Source organism: Capilliphycus salinus ALCB114379 (assembly GCF_047276495.1).
GTDB lineage: Bacteria > Cyanobacteriota > Cyanobacteriia > Cyanobacteriales > Microcoleaceae > Capilliphycus > Capilliphycus salinus.
The window spans coordinates 634117-652410 of sequence record NZ_CP178543.1 but is presented as its reverse complement, the minus strand read 5'-3'; the positions used below and the strand labels follow the sequence as shown (position 1 = coordinate 652410).

Below are 18294 nucleotides of genomic sequence, written 5' to 3'. Positions count from 1 at the left end.
ATATTTCAAATTACTGTAGCTGTTTTATGATCCCAATTTTCAAGTAGGATTTACCATGAAAACACTGCTATCTTAACTCGGAGATTGACAGGGTGATTGATCTGCACAGGAACAACCTCAACTGTGTATGGGAGAAATCTCCACACTCTGCGACAATAGAAACAGAGAAAGGAAACGGGGTCACAATCAGGTTAGACCACTACAGCAGAGAGTCGCAACAGACGATGAACGGGAGAATCGCGCCTGAGTTGCAAAAGATCACAATACCATTAAACCTTGAGAGGGGAGAGAGTCATGTCAGATAATTTTAGAAGTCAAGCCGTCACCCAAGGAGCGAAACGCACACCGAACCGGGCGATGCTCCGAGCGGTGGGTTTTGGGGATGGCGACTTTGAGAAGCCGATTGTCGGTATTGCTAATGGTTACAGTACCATTACTCCCTGCAATATTGGATTAAATGATTTGGCTTTGCGGGCGGAAGCGGCTCTCAAACAGGCCGGCGCCATGCCCCAAATGTTTGGTACAATTACCGTCAGCGATGGGATTGCTATGGGAACGGAGGGGATGAAATATTCTCTGGTTTCCCGAGAGGTGATCGCCGATGCCATTGAAACCGCCTGCAACGGGCAGAGTATGGATGGGGTTCTCGCGATTGGCGGTTGCGATAAAAATATGCCGGGGGCGATGATCGCGATCGCCCGCATGAATATTCCGGCGATTTTTGTCTATGGCGGTACGATTAAACCGGGGAATTTGGACGGTTGCGATCTGACTGTCGTTAGCGCCTTTGAAGCGGTGGGCGAATACAGCGCCGGCAAAATTAACGACGATCGCCTCCTGCAAGTCGAACGCAAAGCCTGTCCGGGTTCGGGTTCCTGCGGGGGTATGTTTACGGCGAATACCATGTCTTCGGCGTTTGAAGCGATGGGGATGAGTTTGATGTATTCCTCGACGATGGCGGCTGAAGATGCGGAAAAAGCCGACAGCGCCGAAAAATCCGGGTTTGTGCTGCGCGAGGCTATTCGTCAACGGATTTTACCCCGGCAAATTCTCACCCGCAAGGCGTTTGAAAATGCGATCGCCGTGATTATGGCTGTCGGCGGTTCGACCAACTCGGTGTTACACTTGTTAGCGATCGCCCACGCGGCCGATGTGGAACTGACGATTGATGATATTGAAACCATACGCCGTCGGGTGCCGGTCCTGTGCGATCTTAAACCCAGTGGCCGGTTTGTGACCACCGATTTTCATAAAGCCGGGGGCGTTCCCGTGATTATGAAAATGCTTCTCGAACAGGGGTTAATTCACGGCGATGCGTTAACGATTACCGGAAAAACTGTTGCGGAACAGTTAGCTGAGGTTCCCTCTCAACCGTCTGCGGATCAAGAAGTGATTCGTCCTTGGGATAATCCGATGTACAAGCAAGGGCATTTAGCCATTCTAAAGGGTAATCTCGCCGCAGAGGGCAGCGTTGCCAAAATTACCGGGGTGAAAAAGCCGACTATTACTGGCCCGGCTCGGGTGTTCGACTCGGAAGAAGAATGCTTAGAAGCTATTTTAGCCGGTCAAATTCAAGCCGGTGATGTGGTTGTGGTTCGTTATGAGGGTCCGAAAGGTGGTCCGGGAATGCGGGAAATGTTGGCGCCGACTTCCGCTATTATTGGGGCGGGGTTGGGCGACTCCGTTGGGTTGATTACCGATGGACGGTTTTCCGGCGGTACCTACGGTTTAGTTGTCGGTCATGTCGCCCCGGAAGCTGCGGTTGGCGGTAATATTGCTTTGGTTCAAGAGGGCGATAGTATTACGATTGATGCGTCTAGCCAGTTATTGCAGGTGAATATTTCCGATGAGGAATTGGAAGAACGCCGTCAAAAATGGCAACCTCCCCAACCCCGTTATAAAAAGGGGATTTTGGCGAAATATGCGAAGTTGGTTTCTTCGAGTAGCGTTGGGGCGGTGACGGATTTAGACTGTTAATTAACGGGTAGGGTGCTGATATCATATCCGGCATCCTACCTAATCTGGCGTTGATTTGATGATTAACAAATGACCAATGGAATTAGGGGAATTTAAGTCTTTTCTCGGAAATCCTGCTTATGAAGATGAGGATGTATTAATTTATCAGGGTGATTGTTTACAGTTAATGAATCAATTACCGGAAAATTGTTTGGGTTTAACTGTAACTTCTCCTCCTTATAACATTGGTAAAGAATATGAATCGGTGTTGTCTGTAGAAGATTATATTGCATGGATGGCGAATTGGAGATATTAGCAATTAATCAACTCCGTCTAAAAGTTGGCTTGCAGAGACACCGAGAGCGTGAGCTATAGCAACAATATTATCTAAACTAACATTTCGTTCACCCCGTTCTATTGCACCAATATAAGTTCGATGTAAGTCGGCTTTTTCTGCCAGTTGCTCCTGGGAAAGTCCTTGCTGGATACGAAGTTTTCTAATATTGTTGCCCAATTTTTTTCTAGGCTGATTGTTCATTGAGCAATAATGCTGCGGGCGATCGCTATCTGTCTACAGACGATAAGTAGCAATTGGGACGAGATTCAATTAACAGAAGTTTATTGGTAGGTCGGACATCTAATAGACCCGAGAAAAAAGAAGCCTATAATTTGTTATAATAAACGTCTTTGTAAGCTAGAACCTTCTGGGGAGACTCGATGACACCGAAGCGAATTATTTTAGGAATTCTCACCTTACTGACGATTTTACTTGTGGGCGGTTCATTAATTGATAGTATCACCCAACCGCAAATTCAAAGCCGTCTCGAACTCTATCAAACCAATTTAATTCTACACGCCACCGAATGGAAACCCGAGCAGCAATTTAAACCCGATTTTGACACGTTGCGAAATAATATTATCGGGGAAAATGCGGCAAAATCTGCCCTACAACAATATGAAAATGTACAGGAAGCCGCTCAAGATAATCTCGAACGAATTCAAACCTTAGAACCGGCTTCGCAATCGATTATACAGTTAAAACAATTGCAGGATGAATTGGAAATCCGCATCGGACTTTTACAAACAGAACAGGGAAAAACAGAGGAAGCGTTAAACACTTGGCAAAGTTTTGTAGAATCCAATTCATCAGAAAATACTCAACAACAGGTAGAACTTGCTAAAGTGTTGCGGGGACTTTGGAGCGAACCTCCGCGAATTTTACCGAATGCAGAATCGACAATTGAAAGTAATTTAGAGGGGTGGTTTAGTTATCAGGCTTTATCTCGACTCTACCAACTGCAAGAACGACAACAAGATTTACAAGCGCTGCAAGCCAAAGAACAAGAAATAGCCGAACAAGCGGTTGTTAAACTGACTATTATCAGTGCAATTCCGGGGGTGGGATTGTTTGCGGGTGTGATTTTGTTGTTGGTTTTGGGGATTCAATTTTTATTCAAAGGAAAAGAATCTATTCTGGCGAAAAACACGGGTGTTGAATGGTTAACGCCTTGGGATTGGGAAACAATTCTTCAGGTGTTTATCCTCGGTTTCTTTTTGGTGGGACAGTTGGCGGTTCCCCTGGTCTTTGGTTTAATTTTTAATGTTTTAAATATCAATCCCGCCAATTTTGATGTTCGCAGGAAAGCGTTTTATGTGTTGGCAAATTATGGGTTTTTGACGGCGGGTGGATTATCGGTTTTATATTTTTCTTTGAAGTCTTTTTTCCCTTTACCCAAAGATTGGTTTAATGTGAATTGGAAGACAAACTGGTTTTTGTGGGGTTTAGGCGGTTATGTTTCCGCACTTCCTTTGGTGATTTTAGTCTCTTTAATTAACCAACAATTGTGGGATGGACAGGGGGGAAGTAACCCGCTTTTACCTATTGCTTTGGAAAATCGAGATCCCGTTGCTTTGGTGATCTTTTTTGTGACGGCTTCTATTGCGGCACCCGTGTTTGAAGAAATTATGTTTCGCGGGTTTTTACTTCCTTCTTTGACTCGATATATGTCTCTCGGAAGTGCTATACTATTGAGTAGTTTATTCTTTGCGATCGCTCACATGAATATCTCGGAAGTAATTCCCTTGATGACGTTAGGAATTGTTTTGGGGTTTGTTTATACGCGATCGCGAAATTTGTTATCATCTATGTTGTTGCATTGTTTGTGGAATAGCGGGACTTTGCTGAGTTTGTACATTCTCGGAAGCGGTTCAGCCTGATAGAAATCTTAAAAAAAGGAGAAGACGCTTTTCTCGCGAATCTCCGGTTTTTCGAGAGACAAAGGGGAGATACAAACTTTTGTAAATAAATGATAATAGTTTAACAATATTTACCTTTTGTATCATCCTTTTGTGTTCAATTTCGTTACAATAAAAGAGTCGAAACAATTCCCACTGAATGAAAAACTTAGCAATAAGCTGACAAGGAGAGGAAAATCTAAAAAGCTAAAACCCAATTCCAGCAAGGATTTTACTTTTGCCTTTTGCCTCATCCCTTTTGCCTTTTGTTATACATTCAGATCAGTTTTTTGTTATCTATCCTATGGAATATTATTTCACCGCTTTCACGGTTATTTTCTTTCTCGCTTGCTACGGTTATAGCTTTCTTATCGTTAGATTGGCGAAAAAACGGGGCGAAGAATTCCTATTTTTTGGAATGTTAGGCGGTTTATTCGTATTTATGGCGTTTTGTGCGGCTGCGGTTCCTTTCCTGCACTGGGTTTATGATTAATTGTTCCGCTCGTTGTTGCGCTAGTAGTTGCGCTTCAGCGCACGAGAGAAGGGCGCTCCTCCCAACACGAACTAACTGAAAAAAAGCGAGTTGTTGCGCTAGTAGTTGCGCTTCAGCGCACGAGAGAAGGGCGCTCCTCCCAACAACGAACTAACTGAAAAAAAGCGAGTTGTTGCGCTAGTAGTTGCGCTTCAGCGCACGAGAGAAGGGCGCTCCTCCCAACAACGAACTAACTGAAAAAAAGCGAGTTGTTGCGCTAGTAGTTGCGCTTCAGCGCACGAGAGAAGGGCGCTCCTCCCAACAACGAACTAACTGAAAAAAAGCGAGTTGTTGCGCTAGTAGTTGCGCTTCAGCGCACGAGAGAAGGGCGCTCCTCCCAACAACGAACTAACTGAAAAAAAGCGAGTTGTTGCGCTAGTAGTTGCGCTTCAGCGCACGAGAGAAGGGCGCTCCTCCCAACAACGAACTAACTGAAAAAAAGCGAGTTGTTGCGCTAGTAGTTGCGCTTCAGCGCACCATAAAAAGGCGTTCATCCCAACAACGAATTAAGATCAAGGGCTAAAGCCCAACAACGAACGAAAAATAGATCAAAACTCGGCGCGAATGTCACCAACTTATAACTTTCACTCGGTTCGCACGAGAAACCCCAACTTACCAGTTCTATTATTTTTACACGGATTTCTGGGAAATGTCAAGGATTTTAATAGAATCATTTCCCTTTTATCCGAAAAATTCGACTGTTTGGCGGTTGATTTACCGGGACACGGAAACACCCAAGTTAACGCAAAAGATGAATTTTACAGCCTGGAAAATACGGCTAACGGTTTAATTTGTTGGCTGGAAGAATTGAACATTAAACGGTGTTTTCTCGTCGGTTATTCGATGGGGGGACGGCTGGCGCTTTATCTCGCTTTACACTATCCCCAATATTTTCAAAAAGTTATTTTAGAATCAGCTTCTCCGGGATTAAAAACGGAAAAAGAACGAACCGAACGTTATGTATCGGATGTTCAACTCGCCGAAGAATTAGAAAAATTAGAGTTGGAAGAATTTTTAACCCGTTGGTACGACAGGCCGCTATTTAAAACGTTCAAAGAACATCCCGATTATAAGACTATTTTAGCACGACGCCTGCAAAATAATCCAACCGAGTTGGCGAAATCTTTGCGATGGATGGGAACGGGAAATCAACCCCCGCTTTGGGATAAACTCTCAACGTCCGAAATACCGCTTTTATTGTTGGTTGGGGAGTTGGACGAAAAGTTTATCAAAATTAATCGAGAAATGGCTAATATTTGTTCAACTGCAAGGCTTGAAATTGTTCCCGGTTGCGGTCATAATATTCATGTAGAAAATCCACAACGGTGGGTGCAAGTTGTTCGAGGGTTTTTGTTGAGTTAAATGGTTTATCGGTTTAATTTTTATCCCTATTCTCGTCCGTTCAAACAACCGTTGAAAACCCATCACGGAATTTGGGAGAAACGGGAGGGAATTATTATTCAGCTTGCGGACGAACGGGGTAAAAACGGTTGGGGTGAAATTGCACCGTTGAGTTGGTTTGGTTCGGAAACGTTACAAGAAGCGTTAGAGTTTTGTCGGAAACTTCCCCAAACGTTAACGTTAGAAGATATTCTCGAAATTCCCGATAACTTTCCCGCCTGTCAGTTTGGGTTTGAGTCGGCTGTGACCTATCCAAAAACCCGGTTTCTCAAAGAAACCGGGTTTTTAAGCCAGGGGTTTGAAACCGGGTTTTTAAGGGAACTTAAATTTAGCGGACTGTTACCTTCTGGAAAGGCGGCGTTACAGGTTTTTCAAACGCTTTTTCAGCAAGGTTTTAGAACGTTTAAATGGAAAATCGCGGTTTATCCAATTTCTGACGAACTGGATATGTTTAAACAGTTAACCAAACTGATTTTAGAAACAATTATCTCGGAAACCGATAAGACGGAATGGGTTAATTTGCGGTTGGATGCCAACGGGGGATTAAGTTGGGAGGAGGCGAACAAATGGTTATCGGTTTGCGATGAAATAAAATCTGATATTCTCAAAATTGAATATCTAGAACAACCCTTATCCGTCGAACAGTTTGCGGAAATGTTGGCATTGAGTCAGCAGTATTTTACTTCTATTGCTTTAGATGAATCTGTTGCAACTTTATCCCAAATTCGAGACTGTTATCAACGGGGTTGGCGGGGTATTTTTGTGATAAAACCTTGTATTGTGGGTTCTCCGCGAAAACTGCGAAAGTTGTGCAGGGAAAATCATATTGATGCGGTATTTTCATCGGTATTTGAAACTGCGGTAGGTAGACGTGCGGCTTTGAATTTGGCTTCCGAACTTTCTCATCCCAAACGTGCGGTTGGTTTTGGCGTCGAACATTGGTGATTTTACCCCCACCAACCTCCCCCTAAAAGGAGGAGGCGACTTTTACCCCCACCAACCTCCCCCTAAAAGGAGGAGGCCACTTTTGAACTCCCCTCGCCTTACCCCCCCTTTCAAAGGGGGGATAGAGAGGGGTTGGGGGAGAGGTTCAATAACTCCCCTCGCCTCGTAGGAGAGGGGTTGGGGGAGAGGTTATTTCAAAGATTATCAAATCAAGCCAGAGATTAAAATCTCTGTCTGATAACCAAAGTCCTCGCGCATAGGACTAAAAATTAAGATTTTAGTCGATTTTAACCGAGTTGAATTATTAGCCGGGGAATTGATTCCCTTTTTCTGATCAAGTTACAAACAGTTACAAGTAGGGTGCATCAAATCCCCAATTTTTGTTAAATCCTGACTAAATTCATAGTTTGATGCACCCTACCTATCTAAATTTATTGTCATCAAATTTATCGAACTTTTTTATCCTTTTTCTGGTAAAGTTACAGACAGGAAGATTAGAGCCAAAAATTAGCGTGGTATCTTTACAAGTGAAAATCAGTTCCCCATCTACTGATGTTAAAAATTATATCAATTTGAGAACCGATGATTGGTTGATCGGATATAATAGCTTGGAGTTTAATAAAATCTATCGGTGTCGGTTTCGAGAACTGACCGAGTTTATTAACGCTCAGGGAGTCTATCCGAAAGTTATCCTCGCCGAACCCGAACCCATTGCTTTTTTAGCGACGTTTATAGCCGCAGTTGTCGCCAAATGTCCGGTTTTTTTGTGTAATCCCAACTGGGTAAAAGCGGAATGGAAACAGGTTTTTAAAATCGTTCAACCTGATATTATTTTCGGAAGTTTAGCCGAATCCTATCCATCATACATCCAGACAAATTCTGTTATTTCAACTCCTGGGGCTTCTATTATGATTCCCACTGGCGGTTCATCGGGAAATCTGCGGTTTGTGATTCACACTTGGGAAACGTTAACGGCTTCGGTGCAAGGATTTCAAGAGTATTTTAATATAAAACAGGTCAATTCTTTCTGCACTTTACCTTTATATCATGTTAGCGGATTAATGCAGTTTATGCGTTCTTTTACAACGGGAGGAAAGTTGGCAATTTTTCCGTTTAAAGCGGTGGAAAGGGGAGAATTTCCGAACATTAATCCTTCTGAATTTTTTATTTCTCTGGTTCCTACCCAACTTCAACGCCTTTTAAATTGTTCTAAAACAACCCGCTGGTTATCGCAATTTCAGACGGTTTTGTTGGGGGGAGCGCCTGCTTGGTTGGAGTTATTGCAACAGGCGAGAATTCATCAAATTCGACTCGCTCCCACCTACGGAATGACGGAAACAGCCTCTCAAATTGCCACCCTAAAACCGGATGATTTTTTAACGGGAAATAACAGCTACGGTCAAGTTTTACCTCACGCTAAAATTAAAGTTTATGATGAAGATGAGCGAGAATTGGGGGTTAATAAACTGGGAATTATCGCGATAAAAGCTAACTCTTTGGCGTTAGGATATTATGGTTTGTACAATCCCGAATTTCCCCTGAAAACGCTCAAATCAGATGATTTGGGTTATCTGGATGAGCGGGGTTATTTAACGATTGTTGGACGCAATAGCTATAAAATAATTACCGGGGGTGAAAATGTTTATCCTGCGGAAGTGGAAGCCGCTATTCGTTCAACGGGTTTGGTGGGGGATGTCGCCGTTATCGGTTTAGCTGATAATCATTGGGGACAGGTGGTAACTGCGGTTTATGTTCCCCATTCTCCCGATGTTTCTATCTCGAATTTGCAGATAGCATTACATGAAAAACTCAGCAAGTTTAAACAGCCTAAATATTGGGTTGCTGTCGAGAGTTTACCCCGAAATGCTCAAGGAAAACTCAACTTTAAACAGTTGGAAAAAATTGCCGAAAAGTTTATCATTAGTTCGTAGTTGCGCTTTAGCGCAGAATAAAGAGGGCTGAAGCCCAACTACAAACGTTTTCAATTTAATGAAAGTTAAGATTTTGATAATCGAGAAATTTAAGTTGCCGGTACAGCATGGCAATGTGAGGTAAATCTATACCTTTTTCGGTTGCCATCCGCAAGGGATTTCCGATAATGGCTTCTATTTCTAACGGACGTTTTTCATTATAATCGAGTTTCATACTGGTGAGATAGGGTTTCATTTTCTCGGTATGATTGAGCATTTTTTGAACGAATTGTTGGGAAATTTTACAATGATTTCCTTTTGCTCCCCTGACGACTTCCTGCATGATTTCTTCAACTAAAATTCGACTGTCTGGAGCGTTCATTAATTCATCGGTTTTGGCATTGAGAACCACAGAAAGTCCGTTGTAGGGAATATTCCAAACTAACTTTTTCCACCGAGCCAGAAGTAAATTTTCACTTAATTCTACAGGAATTCCGGCATTATTAAAGTCTTCGGCAATTTGCTGCATTCGGGGAGTAATTCCGCCCGGTTGATAATCGTCTTGATATTCTCCCATCGTAATCATACCATAGTCTAGGTGACGAATATGACCTTTTCCGACTTTATTAGAACAGATAAAACATAATCCCCCAATAACTCGTTTTGAGTTGACAATTTCGGCGACTTGGGGTTCTATTCCTAATCCATTTTGTAAGATGACAACCACACCGTCATCTTTGAGAACGGGGGGTAAAAGCTGGGGTAAGAGATAATTTTTAGTGGTTTTTAAGGCGACGATAACGACATCGCAAGCGGGAATTTGTTCGGGATGATGGTAAGCTTTAACCGCAGAGAGGGTAAAACTTCCCATCGGTGATTCTATTAATAAACCTTGACGACAAACTTGTTCATAATCACTGTGGAGCAGGAAATGTACATCCATTCCCAGTTGTTGCAGTTTTGCTCCGTAAAAACCCCCGATGGCTCCTGTTCCTAAAATGGCATAGCTACGAGTTGACATTGATCTAAACTCATCTAAACTTAGACGTTCAATTTTTTTACAAGAGTTGACACCAAAAACTTAACCAGTTGTCCTTAATTTTTTTAGGATAACCCGAATCGGTGCTGTTTTGATTAATATCATAACAAATATATTCATCATCTCGAAAAAAATAAGCTTTACCGTTTTTCCAAACGGCGGCGGCATCAATGCGGCGGGTAAACTGTTGCGGCCATCCCCGCCACTGACTGTTTGCTATTTTCTTCGGATAACCCAATTCTGTGACTTCTCGATACAAATCATAGCAAATATATTCATCTCCTTTGAAAAAATAAGCTTTACCATTATTCCACAAGGCAGCCGTATCAATCCCACTGTAAAAATGCTTCGGCCATCCCACCCAAAATCCGCTATTGAGTTTTTGAGGATAACCCACTTCTACTTGCTCTTTATACAAATCATAGCAAATATATTCATCTCCTTTAAAAAAGTATGCTTTGCCATTGTGCCAAACTAATCCGGCATCAATTCCTTGACGAAAACTCGGGGGAAAACTTGCCCATTTACCCCGTTCTATTTTTTGGGGATAACCGTAATCAATACAGTTCCAATTGTGGTCATAACTGAGGTATTCATCATCTTTAAAAAAGTAGACTTTCCCATTATTCCAAGGAACAACTGCATCAATATTATTTAAAATTCTCTCGATAGTTTCTCCGTTTAACCAATGCAGAATTTGATCGGGAAGTTGCTGTCTTTTGCGGAGATTGGGATCGATACAAACGTGTTTAGTAATGGCTTTTGCCACCCATTTTTCTGACTCAGATAAACTAAGTTTATAATTGATTTCAAAGGCGTTTTCTGTAATTTGTTGGGGCTGTAAATGAATGATGAGGCGATCGCCACAAAAAATAGGTTGGAAAAAGTCAACGCTGGCATGAACAATTGGAATGGCAAAATCTGGGTTACAGAAAAAGGTTTTCAGATTAATTTTAGCGGCTGCTAGGGAGGCTTCATAGGCTTCGTGACAAATGGTTAAAACATTGGCAAAGTAGACGACTCCGGCAGCATCCGTATCTTGAAAGCGAACGGTTCGGATGTAAGCCATAATCCCTTAAAATTAGAAGATCAACAAGTGAGTGAAACCCGGCGATCGCGAAAATTACCGGGTTTCTTGATCTCCTAATTGTAGCTGATTTTTGCCGGCCAAACGAGGGGGAAACTACCCCTTATTTTTGATCAGCATGACATCAATAATTTTAGTTGCCATTTCTTCGGATATTCCCAGAGCATTGTAAAGTGCATTCAATAACTCTTCTTCTTCATCGGCGAGATCGCCATCGGAAAGAATAATATCAGTGGCAACTGCAAAAGCTGTATCTTTAAGATTAGCAGGCAATTTCGCGATCGCCGACTGCATAACAACTTCATATCCTTTTTCTTGAATTTGTTCTAACAATCGCTGCATCATTTCCGTTTTGGTTTCTGCGGTATAATCGTTAAACAAATTCATCCGCTTTAAGGTACTTTTGATGATTTGTGATTCACTATCAGTAATCACGCCATCAGCAGCAACAGCAGTTAAGGCGATCGCCGCAAAAGCTTCGGCGGGAGTAAGTTCGATAGCATTGGTCATGCTAGTAGACATAATTCTAGACCTACTTGCTACTATTTTTCAATTTAGAGTATGTCCTCACGATAATAGATGTTCAACGAGGATGGCGATTTTTTCCAATAGAGTTAAGAAAGTGAACCGTGAACAGGGAACAGGGCGAGTTCAGCGCTGAGGAAGTCTACAAACTGACGGGCGCTGCGTCCTGAGCGACCATTGTGACGGGTTGCCCATTGCAGGGCGCGAAATTCTAATTCCTCTCGGTTGAGGCGAATACCGGCTAAAGCGGCGAGATGATGCACCATTTTTAAGTAGGTTTGTTGATTGGCCGGTTCAAAGGTTAAGGTTAAACCAAAGCGATCGCTAAATGACAGCTTTTCGCTCACGGTATCCCATGCTTGAACCTCATCAATATCTCGCGGTTGAGGGCGATCTGTGAAATATTCTCGCACCAAATGACGCCGATTGGAAGTGGCATAAACGACCACATTTTGAGGACGGGCGGTGAGATTCCCTTCGAGTACAACTTTCAAAGCTTTAAACGTATCATCATCTTCCTCAAAAGAAAGATCGTCAACAAAAATAATGAATTTGTGGGGAGTTCCCCGCAACAGTTCAATCACGACCGGTAAATCTTTGAGGTCGGATTTTGCGACTTCAATTAACCGCAAACCGCGATCGCCATATTGATGCAATAAAGCCTTAATCAAAGAAGACTTTCCCGATCCCCGACTTCCATATAATAGCACATTTTGAGCGGGATATCCAGCCAATAAAAACTCTGTATTTTTTAATAAAACTTGCCGTTGAGACTCGTAACCGACCAATTGACCCAAATGAACCGGATCGGGATGAGAAATACTGATTAATTCTCGATTTTGCCAGCGAAAAGCCTGGGAAGCCGCAAATAAACCGACACCAAACTGTCGATAATGAGCCGCCAATCCTTCGACGGCATCGGCCCAATTTTCCAACTTTTTCAATTGAGTTCGCAGGGGCAATTCTTCTATTTTATCAACGAGATCCGGTTCTTGTTGCCAAATCACGGCGGGTTCTGATGAGGGAATCAACTGCTGTATCCATTGACTAAGTTGTTCGCCGCTACAATTATAAAGGCTTTGTAAGCATTGTAAATCGGATTGAGCCGCAGCAATCAAAGAGGAAGGCAAATCTTGAAAATCGGTTTGTTGAGCTTGTTGGCTAAAGGGGTTATTTGCCCGCATAATTTGAGCAATTAAATAATCCGGCCAACAGTTTTGATGAATCGCTTGTTGGTGAAACAAACAGCCATAAGCCCGCAGACAATCTAACGGGTTGCTTTCCCGTTCTAAGACTGCTAGTAAATTTAGAAAGGCTTGCCCCATCGCTTCAGTCAGTACAGATTGATAGACCAGCAAAGAAGCCGCCTGACGTTGAAGAAAATGCACCTGGGCGATCAGTTGAGGATTAAGGGAAGACATTCGAGACATTCAAAAGTTCACCAGAAAAAAAAGATTTTATCCGACTCTATTTTATTGAATACTATAGCCCGATTCAATTCTAAAATTTTAATAAGTTTTATATCACCCGGATGTCAAGTTTTGATAAATTCTGAAAGAACCCCGATCAAGTTCAACACCATCGGTTGTATAACTGGAGTTCGAGAGTACAAATCAGAGACAGTCGCAGATGAATATTGGTATTGTAGCAGCGATCGCCTATGGGTTATTAGCTTTAGTGGGCGGAATTTTGGGATATACCAAAGGAAACAGTAAAATTTCCTTGATTTCGGGTGGCATTTGTGGGATTTTGCTGATCGGAGGCGGTGTCTTGCAGTGGCAGGGTATCCCTTGGGGATTAATTTTAGCAACAGCCATTTCCATTTTATTAGTGGTTGTTTTTATCGTCCGTCTAATTAAAACGCGCAAATTAATGCCAGCCCTATTAATGATTGTTGCAGGTTTTGCCGCAGCAGTTGCCATGATTTATCAACTGCAATTTTCGATTTCGGCTTAATTTCACTCGAAGAATTTTTATCCGATTTTTGCTGATCTGAGAGTTTCTTGGGTCAGCCTAATTGTAATATATCAAAAGAAGAAAAAAAACGGATCAAGAAAACTGGAGAAATCAGCATGACGGAGTTAGTTCAAGCGATCAAAACAGGGGATCTCGCTGAAGTTCAGACCCAATTAAAAGGCGGGGACGTTAACGCCCGAGATGAGGAAGGGACAACCCCGCTGATCGCCGCCGCCGGGACGGGAAAAACTGAGGTGGTGGCGGCATTGTTGGATACAGGTGCGGAGGTCAACGGTTGCGATCCCGACGGTTGGACGGCGTTAATGGAAGCGGCGGCGGCCGGACATCGAGAAGTGGTTCAACAGTTACTCGATGCGGGGGCTGAAATTAACGCCACAACGGACTTTGGGCTGACCGCTTTGATGACGGCCGCCGGGAAAGGACATCGGGAGGTTGTGCAGATTTTACTGGATCATAATGCGGATTTAACCTTGAAAGATCATAATACTTGGACAGCTTTAATTTGGGCGTCCTCAGAAGGGTATTCGGATATTGTGAAATTGATCAACCAAGCTCGCGATCGCACTTAAAAACAAATTGTTTTGAGATTCTTTAAAAATTCTTCCCAGAGATCAGGTTAAACGTTATGATCGAGTGATATTTCTGGGGTGAGTCCTCTATCTTCAGATAGAAATTAGCAGAAATTAGCTGTGATTCTATCTTGAGGAAGACCGACTTAAACTAGAGTTCTGTCAAAATAAATGAAGTAGAACTAGGATTGAGTTGTATTGGGGGAATGATGAACCATGTCTGAATCCGAAAACGTCAAACAAAAAATTACAACTAATTTACAAAAAGCCAAAACAGAAGGTCAACTGCGATCGGAAAGAATTCGAGAAATTGTTCAAGAAGCCATTTATCAAAGCACATCAGAAGTCAAAGCCGGTTCGAGTGAAATTCGTTCGGTGGTTAAAGATGCTATTTCTGCGGTGGTGGAAAGTTTGAGTGATAAAGGAGGAGAACTTAAAGAAGAAGTAACAGCTTCCATAGAAGGGGCGATAGAAGCTATTAGTCGCAGCCGACGCCAAGCCATTTCTAAAACTCAAGCGGAAGTCAAACAACTTCAACAAAAAATTGACAGCGAAGAACAGGAATTACAAGCAGAAATTGACAGCACTTTAAGCGATCTCGCCGAGTCCAGTCAAGATAAATCTGAGCAAGTCAAGGCTTCAATTGATTCGGCGGTTGAAACGATTAAAAATAGTGAAGAAGTCGCCTTAATGAAAAAGCGTTACGCTCAACTCCAAGCCCAATTAGCTATTGTTCAAGCCAATTTATCGGCCCGTTATGGCGAACAGTACGAGCAAGTCAAAGACTATCTCGATGAGGCGAAAGTTTGGTATGAAAAAGCCAAAGATAATCCCGAAGTTGTCAATGATAAAGTCGCCAAAACCCGCACCAGTTTTGAACAGAAACTTGGGGAAACTGGAAGCGCGATCGCGAAAAAAGAACGTCAACTTAAACTCCGTCTTAAAGAGTTATGGGATTCGATCTCCGAGTCGTTTAGCAGCCGACACTCCGATGGCAGTCCTAAATCTTTAGAAGGGCAAAATCCTCCGGCTTTAGAGGGAAAAGATAAATCCGTCTAATCGTCATAAACATAAAAATGACCCGGTTTTTCACCAAGAACCGGGTCAAAAAACTCAATTAAACCAATAAAATTAGTATGCTCCTTCGTCCGCTCTTTCGGCGTGTTTTGTAATCACCCAAACCGCATGAATCGAACCGGGAAGCCAACCGAAAATCGTCAGCAGGACGTTAATGATTAACGCCGAACTTACACCCTCCGTTAGAAAAACACCCAGAGGAGGGAGTACAATACCCAAAAGAATTCTTAAAAGTCTCATCTTTTATTATTCCTATTCTTTAATGTTTTCACTTAGTTATATTGTCTTCGATCTGAAGGCTTTTAACCTCTATCTTTAGCTATATTCTTGAAAGTCTACCGTTCTATTTCTTGACAAAACTTAATTTTAGAAAATCTATCAAAATGAGGAAGAACTCAAGAAACTGTTTAACTTATAATAAACAAGAGTCATAAAGAAAGATCGAAAATTTTTGAAACATTAGAAACGGAGAACAAAATATATGATGATTTTGAAATCACTTTTACCATTACTAGCAACAGCTTTGAGTTTGTTGGTTGTTGATATTATTTTTCCCGGTGTTGATTTAGCAACCTTTCCGGCGGCTTTGATCGCTGCGGCTTCTATCGGAATTGTCAACTGGGCGGTTAGACCAATGGTACAAGTTCTATCTTTACCGATTAATATAGTCACTTTGGGAGGCTTTTCATTAATTGTAAACGGACTCTGCTTTTGGCTGTCTTCCGTTGCGGTTCCCGGTTTCCGAGTCACTGGGATTCTGTCTTTTATTTTGGCGCCTGTAATCCTGTCTTTTGTTAATACCCTGTTAACAAATTACTTTGTCGAAAAATATCCCGAAGCCAACCTAGAATAGTTTTCTGATTCAATTGATCTGATTCAATTCAGACCCCCGTTTAAATTCCGATTTCCGACGGTATAAACTCGCTTTCTGTTTGGGATGAATTTACAGAAAGACGTTCAAGATGGATAGATGTTATCGGTTTGTTTGTCTTGCCGTCGGATTCACCTAGAAATGAGTAAATTTTATTCTTGATTTAAAATCTCTCATAAAAAGAAGTTCAACGTTAGTAAAGAATGATCAAAGCCGAAACCCACACTATTCTTCGTAATACAGGTTTATTAGTACACGTTCCCGGTGCAATGGCACTCGTCTCTTTACCCATCTGCTTAATATTTCAAGAGTTCTATTGTATTGTACCTTTTCTTGTAACCGCTATTACTTCCGGGGCTATTGGTCAACTATTGTATCGTTTATTTCGGAAAAAAGCAGACACTCATTTTCGAGAAGCTATGCTTACCGTAGCTTTAAGTTGGGGATTGATTCCAATTATCGGAGCAATCCCTTTTTTATTAACGGTCTATCAATCGGGTCCTGATATTTCCTTAACAGTATTAGGTTTTAATAATCCTTGGAATGCTTTTTTTGAGGCGTTTTCAGGCTATACAAGTACGGGGTTATCGATGGCTGTTTTCCCCAGTCAACTCCCCCATAGTTTGCAATGGTGGCGCTCTTTTATGGAGTGGATCGGGGGCGTGGGAATGATTGTATTAATCCTTTCTATACTCGAACCGAGCATGGATAATTATAGCCTGTATTCAGTTGAAGGACGGAATAAAAATTTAGCAGATTCAGTCACCGATACGGTGCGATGGATTTGGAAAATCTATTTACTTTATACGGTGGCGAGTATTATCTTATTACGAGTTGCTGGAATGCCCTGGTGGGATGCGATTAATCATGGGATGACAGGCATTTCTACGGGCGGTTTTTCGATTAAAGATAACAGTATTGGCAGTTACGATCCGATTATCCAAATCGCAACGATTCCGATTATGATTGCCGGCGCGATTAGCTTTTATGTTCATTCACAAGTTATAAAATATCGTCGAATTTCGGCTCTTTGGGGTGACTCGCAACACCGCTTATTCTGGTTATTCTTATTTTTGGGCATCCTGGTTTTAGCTTGGGAAAATAGACAATTTGAAGGAAATATTTTAATTTTAGATACCCTATTTCAATGGGTTTCAGCCTTGGGAACTTGTGGTTTTAATACCGTAAAAATAAACGATTGGAGTGCCGCCGCAAAATTAATTCTGACTCTGGGATTATTCACAGGCGCCGCCGCAGGTTCAACCGTAGGAGGGCTAAAACTTAGTCGTGTTGTGTCCTTAGGAAAAGGAATTATCTGGCGAGTCCAGCGCATTCACAATCAACCCGATGGTTCCCTCGACTATGAAATCGACAATCAAAAATTAACAGAAGAAGAAGCCAATCATCGGGTGCAAGGCGCGGCCGTTTTAGCTGTATTTTGGGTTAGTTTAATTGTTTTGGCAACAATAATTTTAGTTCATTTTGCTAAACCTTTGTATAGCCTCAGTGACGTGATTTTTGAAGTGACTTCTGCCTTAGGAGGAGTCGGTTTATCAACTGGAATTACCGATCCCTTGCTTCATTGGGCGGGAAAACTGGTTTTAATTCTGCTCATGTGGATGGGCCGACTGGAAGTTATTCCGGTTGTGATCTTGCTCACTGCTGTATTTACTTGGGTGAGAGTCCGATTAGAAAAAATCTTTTAGCTCAATCTCTATCTGGGGATAGATGAAGTCTTGAAATTGATAATGATATGCTACAATCATATCTTTTGAAATTCAAAGACCCATAATTTACAGTGGTAAATTTCCAGGGTTTATTATATAGATGCCCATGTATTTTAGCTCAATTTCCGACCTAAAAGGCATGGCTTGGTAAGGGAAAAGATAGTGACAATGGGTGAGAACGCAACCGTTTAGCTTCTCTCTATTCTTGCTATCGTACCCTTATCTATATATTTCAATTCAGAAAAAAAGTATTATCAAAAGTCAATAGAGTATTTCTTTTTATTACTACTGAACTGAAACAGGTTCAGTCTTTTTACTATTCCAGACGACAGAGGGACAAAAACGAACGAATCCGCAAAGTTCCCACTCCAGACAGACGATCTTTGCCGGGTAATCCGAGATACTATTTTCATCTTGATAAGATTTGCTCAATATTCAGACAA

At 42.1% G+C, this 18294-nt stretch carries 18 protein-coding genes; 12 read left to right on the top strand and 6 right to left on the bottom strand.

Features of this window, described 5'->3' with window-relative positions; genetic code table 11:
* The first annotated feature begins 294 nt into the window (after positions 1-294).
* Both ilvD and ACL6C3_RS02770 read left to right on the top strand, forming a co-directional pair.
* Complete coding sequence (ilvD, locus tag ACL6C3_RS02775) at positions 295-1977, top strand: dihydroxy-acid dehydratase (RefSeq protein ID WP_413165139.1); 1683 nt, start codon at positions 295-297, stop codon at positions 1975-1977.
* 76 nt (positions 1978-2053) lie between these two features.
* The gene (locus ACL6C3_RS02770) at positions 2054-2272 is read left to right on the top strand and encodes a hypothetical protein (RefSeq protein ID WP_413165138.1); all 219 of its coding nucleotides are present in this window, start codon (positions 2054-2056) and stop codon (positions 2270-2272) included.
* Between the two features lie 3 nt (positions 2273-2275).
* On the opposite strand, the gene ACL6C3_RS02765 is transcribed toward ACL6C3_RS02770, so the two are convergent.
* Complete coding sequence (locus ACL6C3_RS02765) at positions 2276-2494, bottom strand: helix-turn-helix domain-containing protein (protein ID WP_413165136.1); 219 nt, start codon at positions 2492-2494, stop codon at positions 2276-2278.
* A 179-nt stretch (positions 2495-2673) separates the two neighbouring features.
* Between ACL6C3_RS02765 and ACL6C3_RS02760 the strand changes: the two genes are divergently transcribed.
* From ACL6C3_RS02760 to ACL6C3_RS02740, 5 genes are all read left to right on the top strand, one after another.
* Positions 2674-4173, top strand: coding sequence for a type II CAAX prenyl endopeptidase Rce1 family protein (locus ACL6C3_RS02760; protein ID WP_413165134.1), 1500 nt, complete (start codon positions 2674-2676; stop codon positions 4171-4173).
* Between the two features lie 322 nt (positions 4174-4495).
* A complete protein-coding gene (locus tag ACL6C3_RS02755; protein ID WP_413165132.1) occupies positions 4496-4684 on the top strand; it encodes a hypothetical protein in 189 nt (62 codons plus the stop codon).
* A gap of 603 nt (positions 4685-5287) precedes the next feature.
* Entirely contained in the window at positions 5288-6085 is a 798-nt protein-coding gene (menH, locus tag ACL6C3_RS02750) for a 2-succinyl-6-hydroxy-2,4-cyclohexadiene-1-carboxylate synthase (RefSeq protein ID WP_413165130.1), read from the top strand.
* Positions 6086-7069, top strand: a complete 984-nt coding sequence (locus ACL6C3_RS02745; RefSeq protein ID WP_413165128.1) for an o-succinylbenzoate synthase — start codon at positions 6086-6088, stop codon at positions 7067-7069.
* A 512-nt stretch (positions 7070-7581) separates the two neighbouring features.
* A complete protein-coding gene (locus ACL6C3_RS02740; RefSeq protein WP_413165126.1) occupies positions 7582-9000 on the top strand; it encodes a 2-succinylbenzoate--CoA ligase in 1419 nt (472 codons plus the stop codon).
* A 55-nt stretch (positions 9001-9055) separates the two neighbouring features.
* Here ACL6C3_RS02740 and ACL6C3_RS02735 read toward each other — a convergent pair whose 3' ends face one another.
* The 4 genes from ACL6C3_RS02735 to ACL6C3_RS02720 form a co-directional block, all read right to left on the bottom strand.
* The gene (locus ACL6C3_RS02735; protein WP_413165124.1) at positions 9056-10000 is read right to left on the bottom strand and encodes a putative 2-dehydropantoate 2-reductase; all 945 of its coding nucleotides are present in this window, start codon (positions 9998-10000) and stop codon (positions 9056-9058) included.
* Positions 10001-10037: 37 nt separating this feature from the next.
* Positions 10038-11087, bottom strand: a complete 1050-nt coding sequence (locus ACL6C3_RS02730) for a hemopexin repeat-containing protein (protein WP_413165122.1) — start codon at positions 11085-11087, stop codon at positions 10038-10040.
* A 114-nt stretch (positions 11088-11201) separates the two neighbouring features.
* Positions 11202-11627 carry a tellurite resistance TerB family protein gene (locus ACL6C3_RS02725; protein WP_413165120.1) on the bottom strand — a complete coding sequence of 142 codons (426 nt, stop codon included), beginning with the start codon at positions 11625-11627 and terminating at the stop codon, positions 11202-11204.
* Positions 11628-11719: 92 nt separating this feature from the next.
* Positions 11720-13051 (bottom strand): ATP-binding protein, encoded by a 1332-nt coding sequence (locus tag ACL6C3_RS02720; RefSeq protein ID WP_413168246.1) that lies wholly within the window; start codon positions 13049-13051, stop codon positions 11720-11722.
* A gap of 208 nt (positions 13052-13259) precedes the next feature.
* Between ACL6C3_RS02720 and ACL6C3_RS02715 the strand changes: the two genes are divergently transcribed.
* The 3 genes from ACL6C3_RS02715 (at position 13260) to ACL6C3_RS02705 (ending at position 15235) form a co-directional block, all read left to right on the top strand.
* A complete protein-coding gene (locus ACL6C3_RS02715) occupies positions 13260-13586 on the top strand; it encodes a TMEM14 family protein (protein ID WP_413165118.1) in 327 nt (108 codons plus the stop codon).
* Positions 13587-13702: 116 nt separating this feature from the next.
* Positions 13703-14176: an ankyrin repeat domain-containing protein gene (locus ACL6C3_RS02710; protein WP_413165116.1), complete on the top strand. Its 474-nt coding sequence runs from the start codon at positions 13703-13705 to the stop codon at positions 14174-14176.
* A gap of 216 nt (positions 14177-14392) precedes the next feature.
* The gene (locus ACL6C3_RS02705; RefSeq protein WP_413165114.1) at positions 14393-15235 is read left to right on the top strand and encodes a histidine kinase; all 843 of its coding nucleotides are present in this window, start codon (positions 14393-14395) and stop codon (positions 15233-15235) included.
* Positions 15236-15307: 72 nt separating this feature from the next.
* Here the strand turns inward: ACL6C3_RS02705 and ACL6C3_RS02700 are convergent, their stop codons facing one another.
* Positions 15308-15493 carry a YqaE/Pmp3 family membrane protein gene (locus tag ACL6C3_RS02700; protein ID WP_413165112.1) on the bottom strand — a complete coding sequence of 62 codons (186 nt, stop codon included), beginning with the start codon at positions 15491-15493 and terminating at the stop codon, positions 15308-15310.
* A gap of 241 nt (positions 15494-15734) precedes the next feature.
* On the opposite strand from ACL6C3_RS02700, the gene ACL6C3_RS02695 reads away from it, so the two are divergent.
* Positions 15735-16106, top strand: coding sequence for a phage holin family protein (locus tag ACL6C3_RS02695; protein ID WP_413165111.1), 372 nt, complete (start codon positions 15735-15737; stop codon positions 16104-16106).
* Positions 16107-16327: 221 nt separating this feature from the next.
* A complete protein-coding gene (locus ACL6C3_RS02690) occupies positions 16328-17830 on the top strand; it encodes a TrkH family potassium uptake protein (protein ID WP_413165109.1) in 1503 nt (500 codons plus the stop codon).
* Positions 17831-18294: the final 464 nt, after the last annotated feature.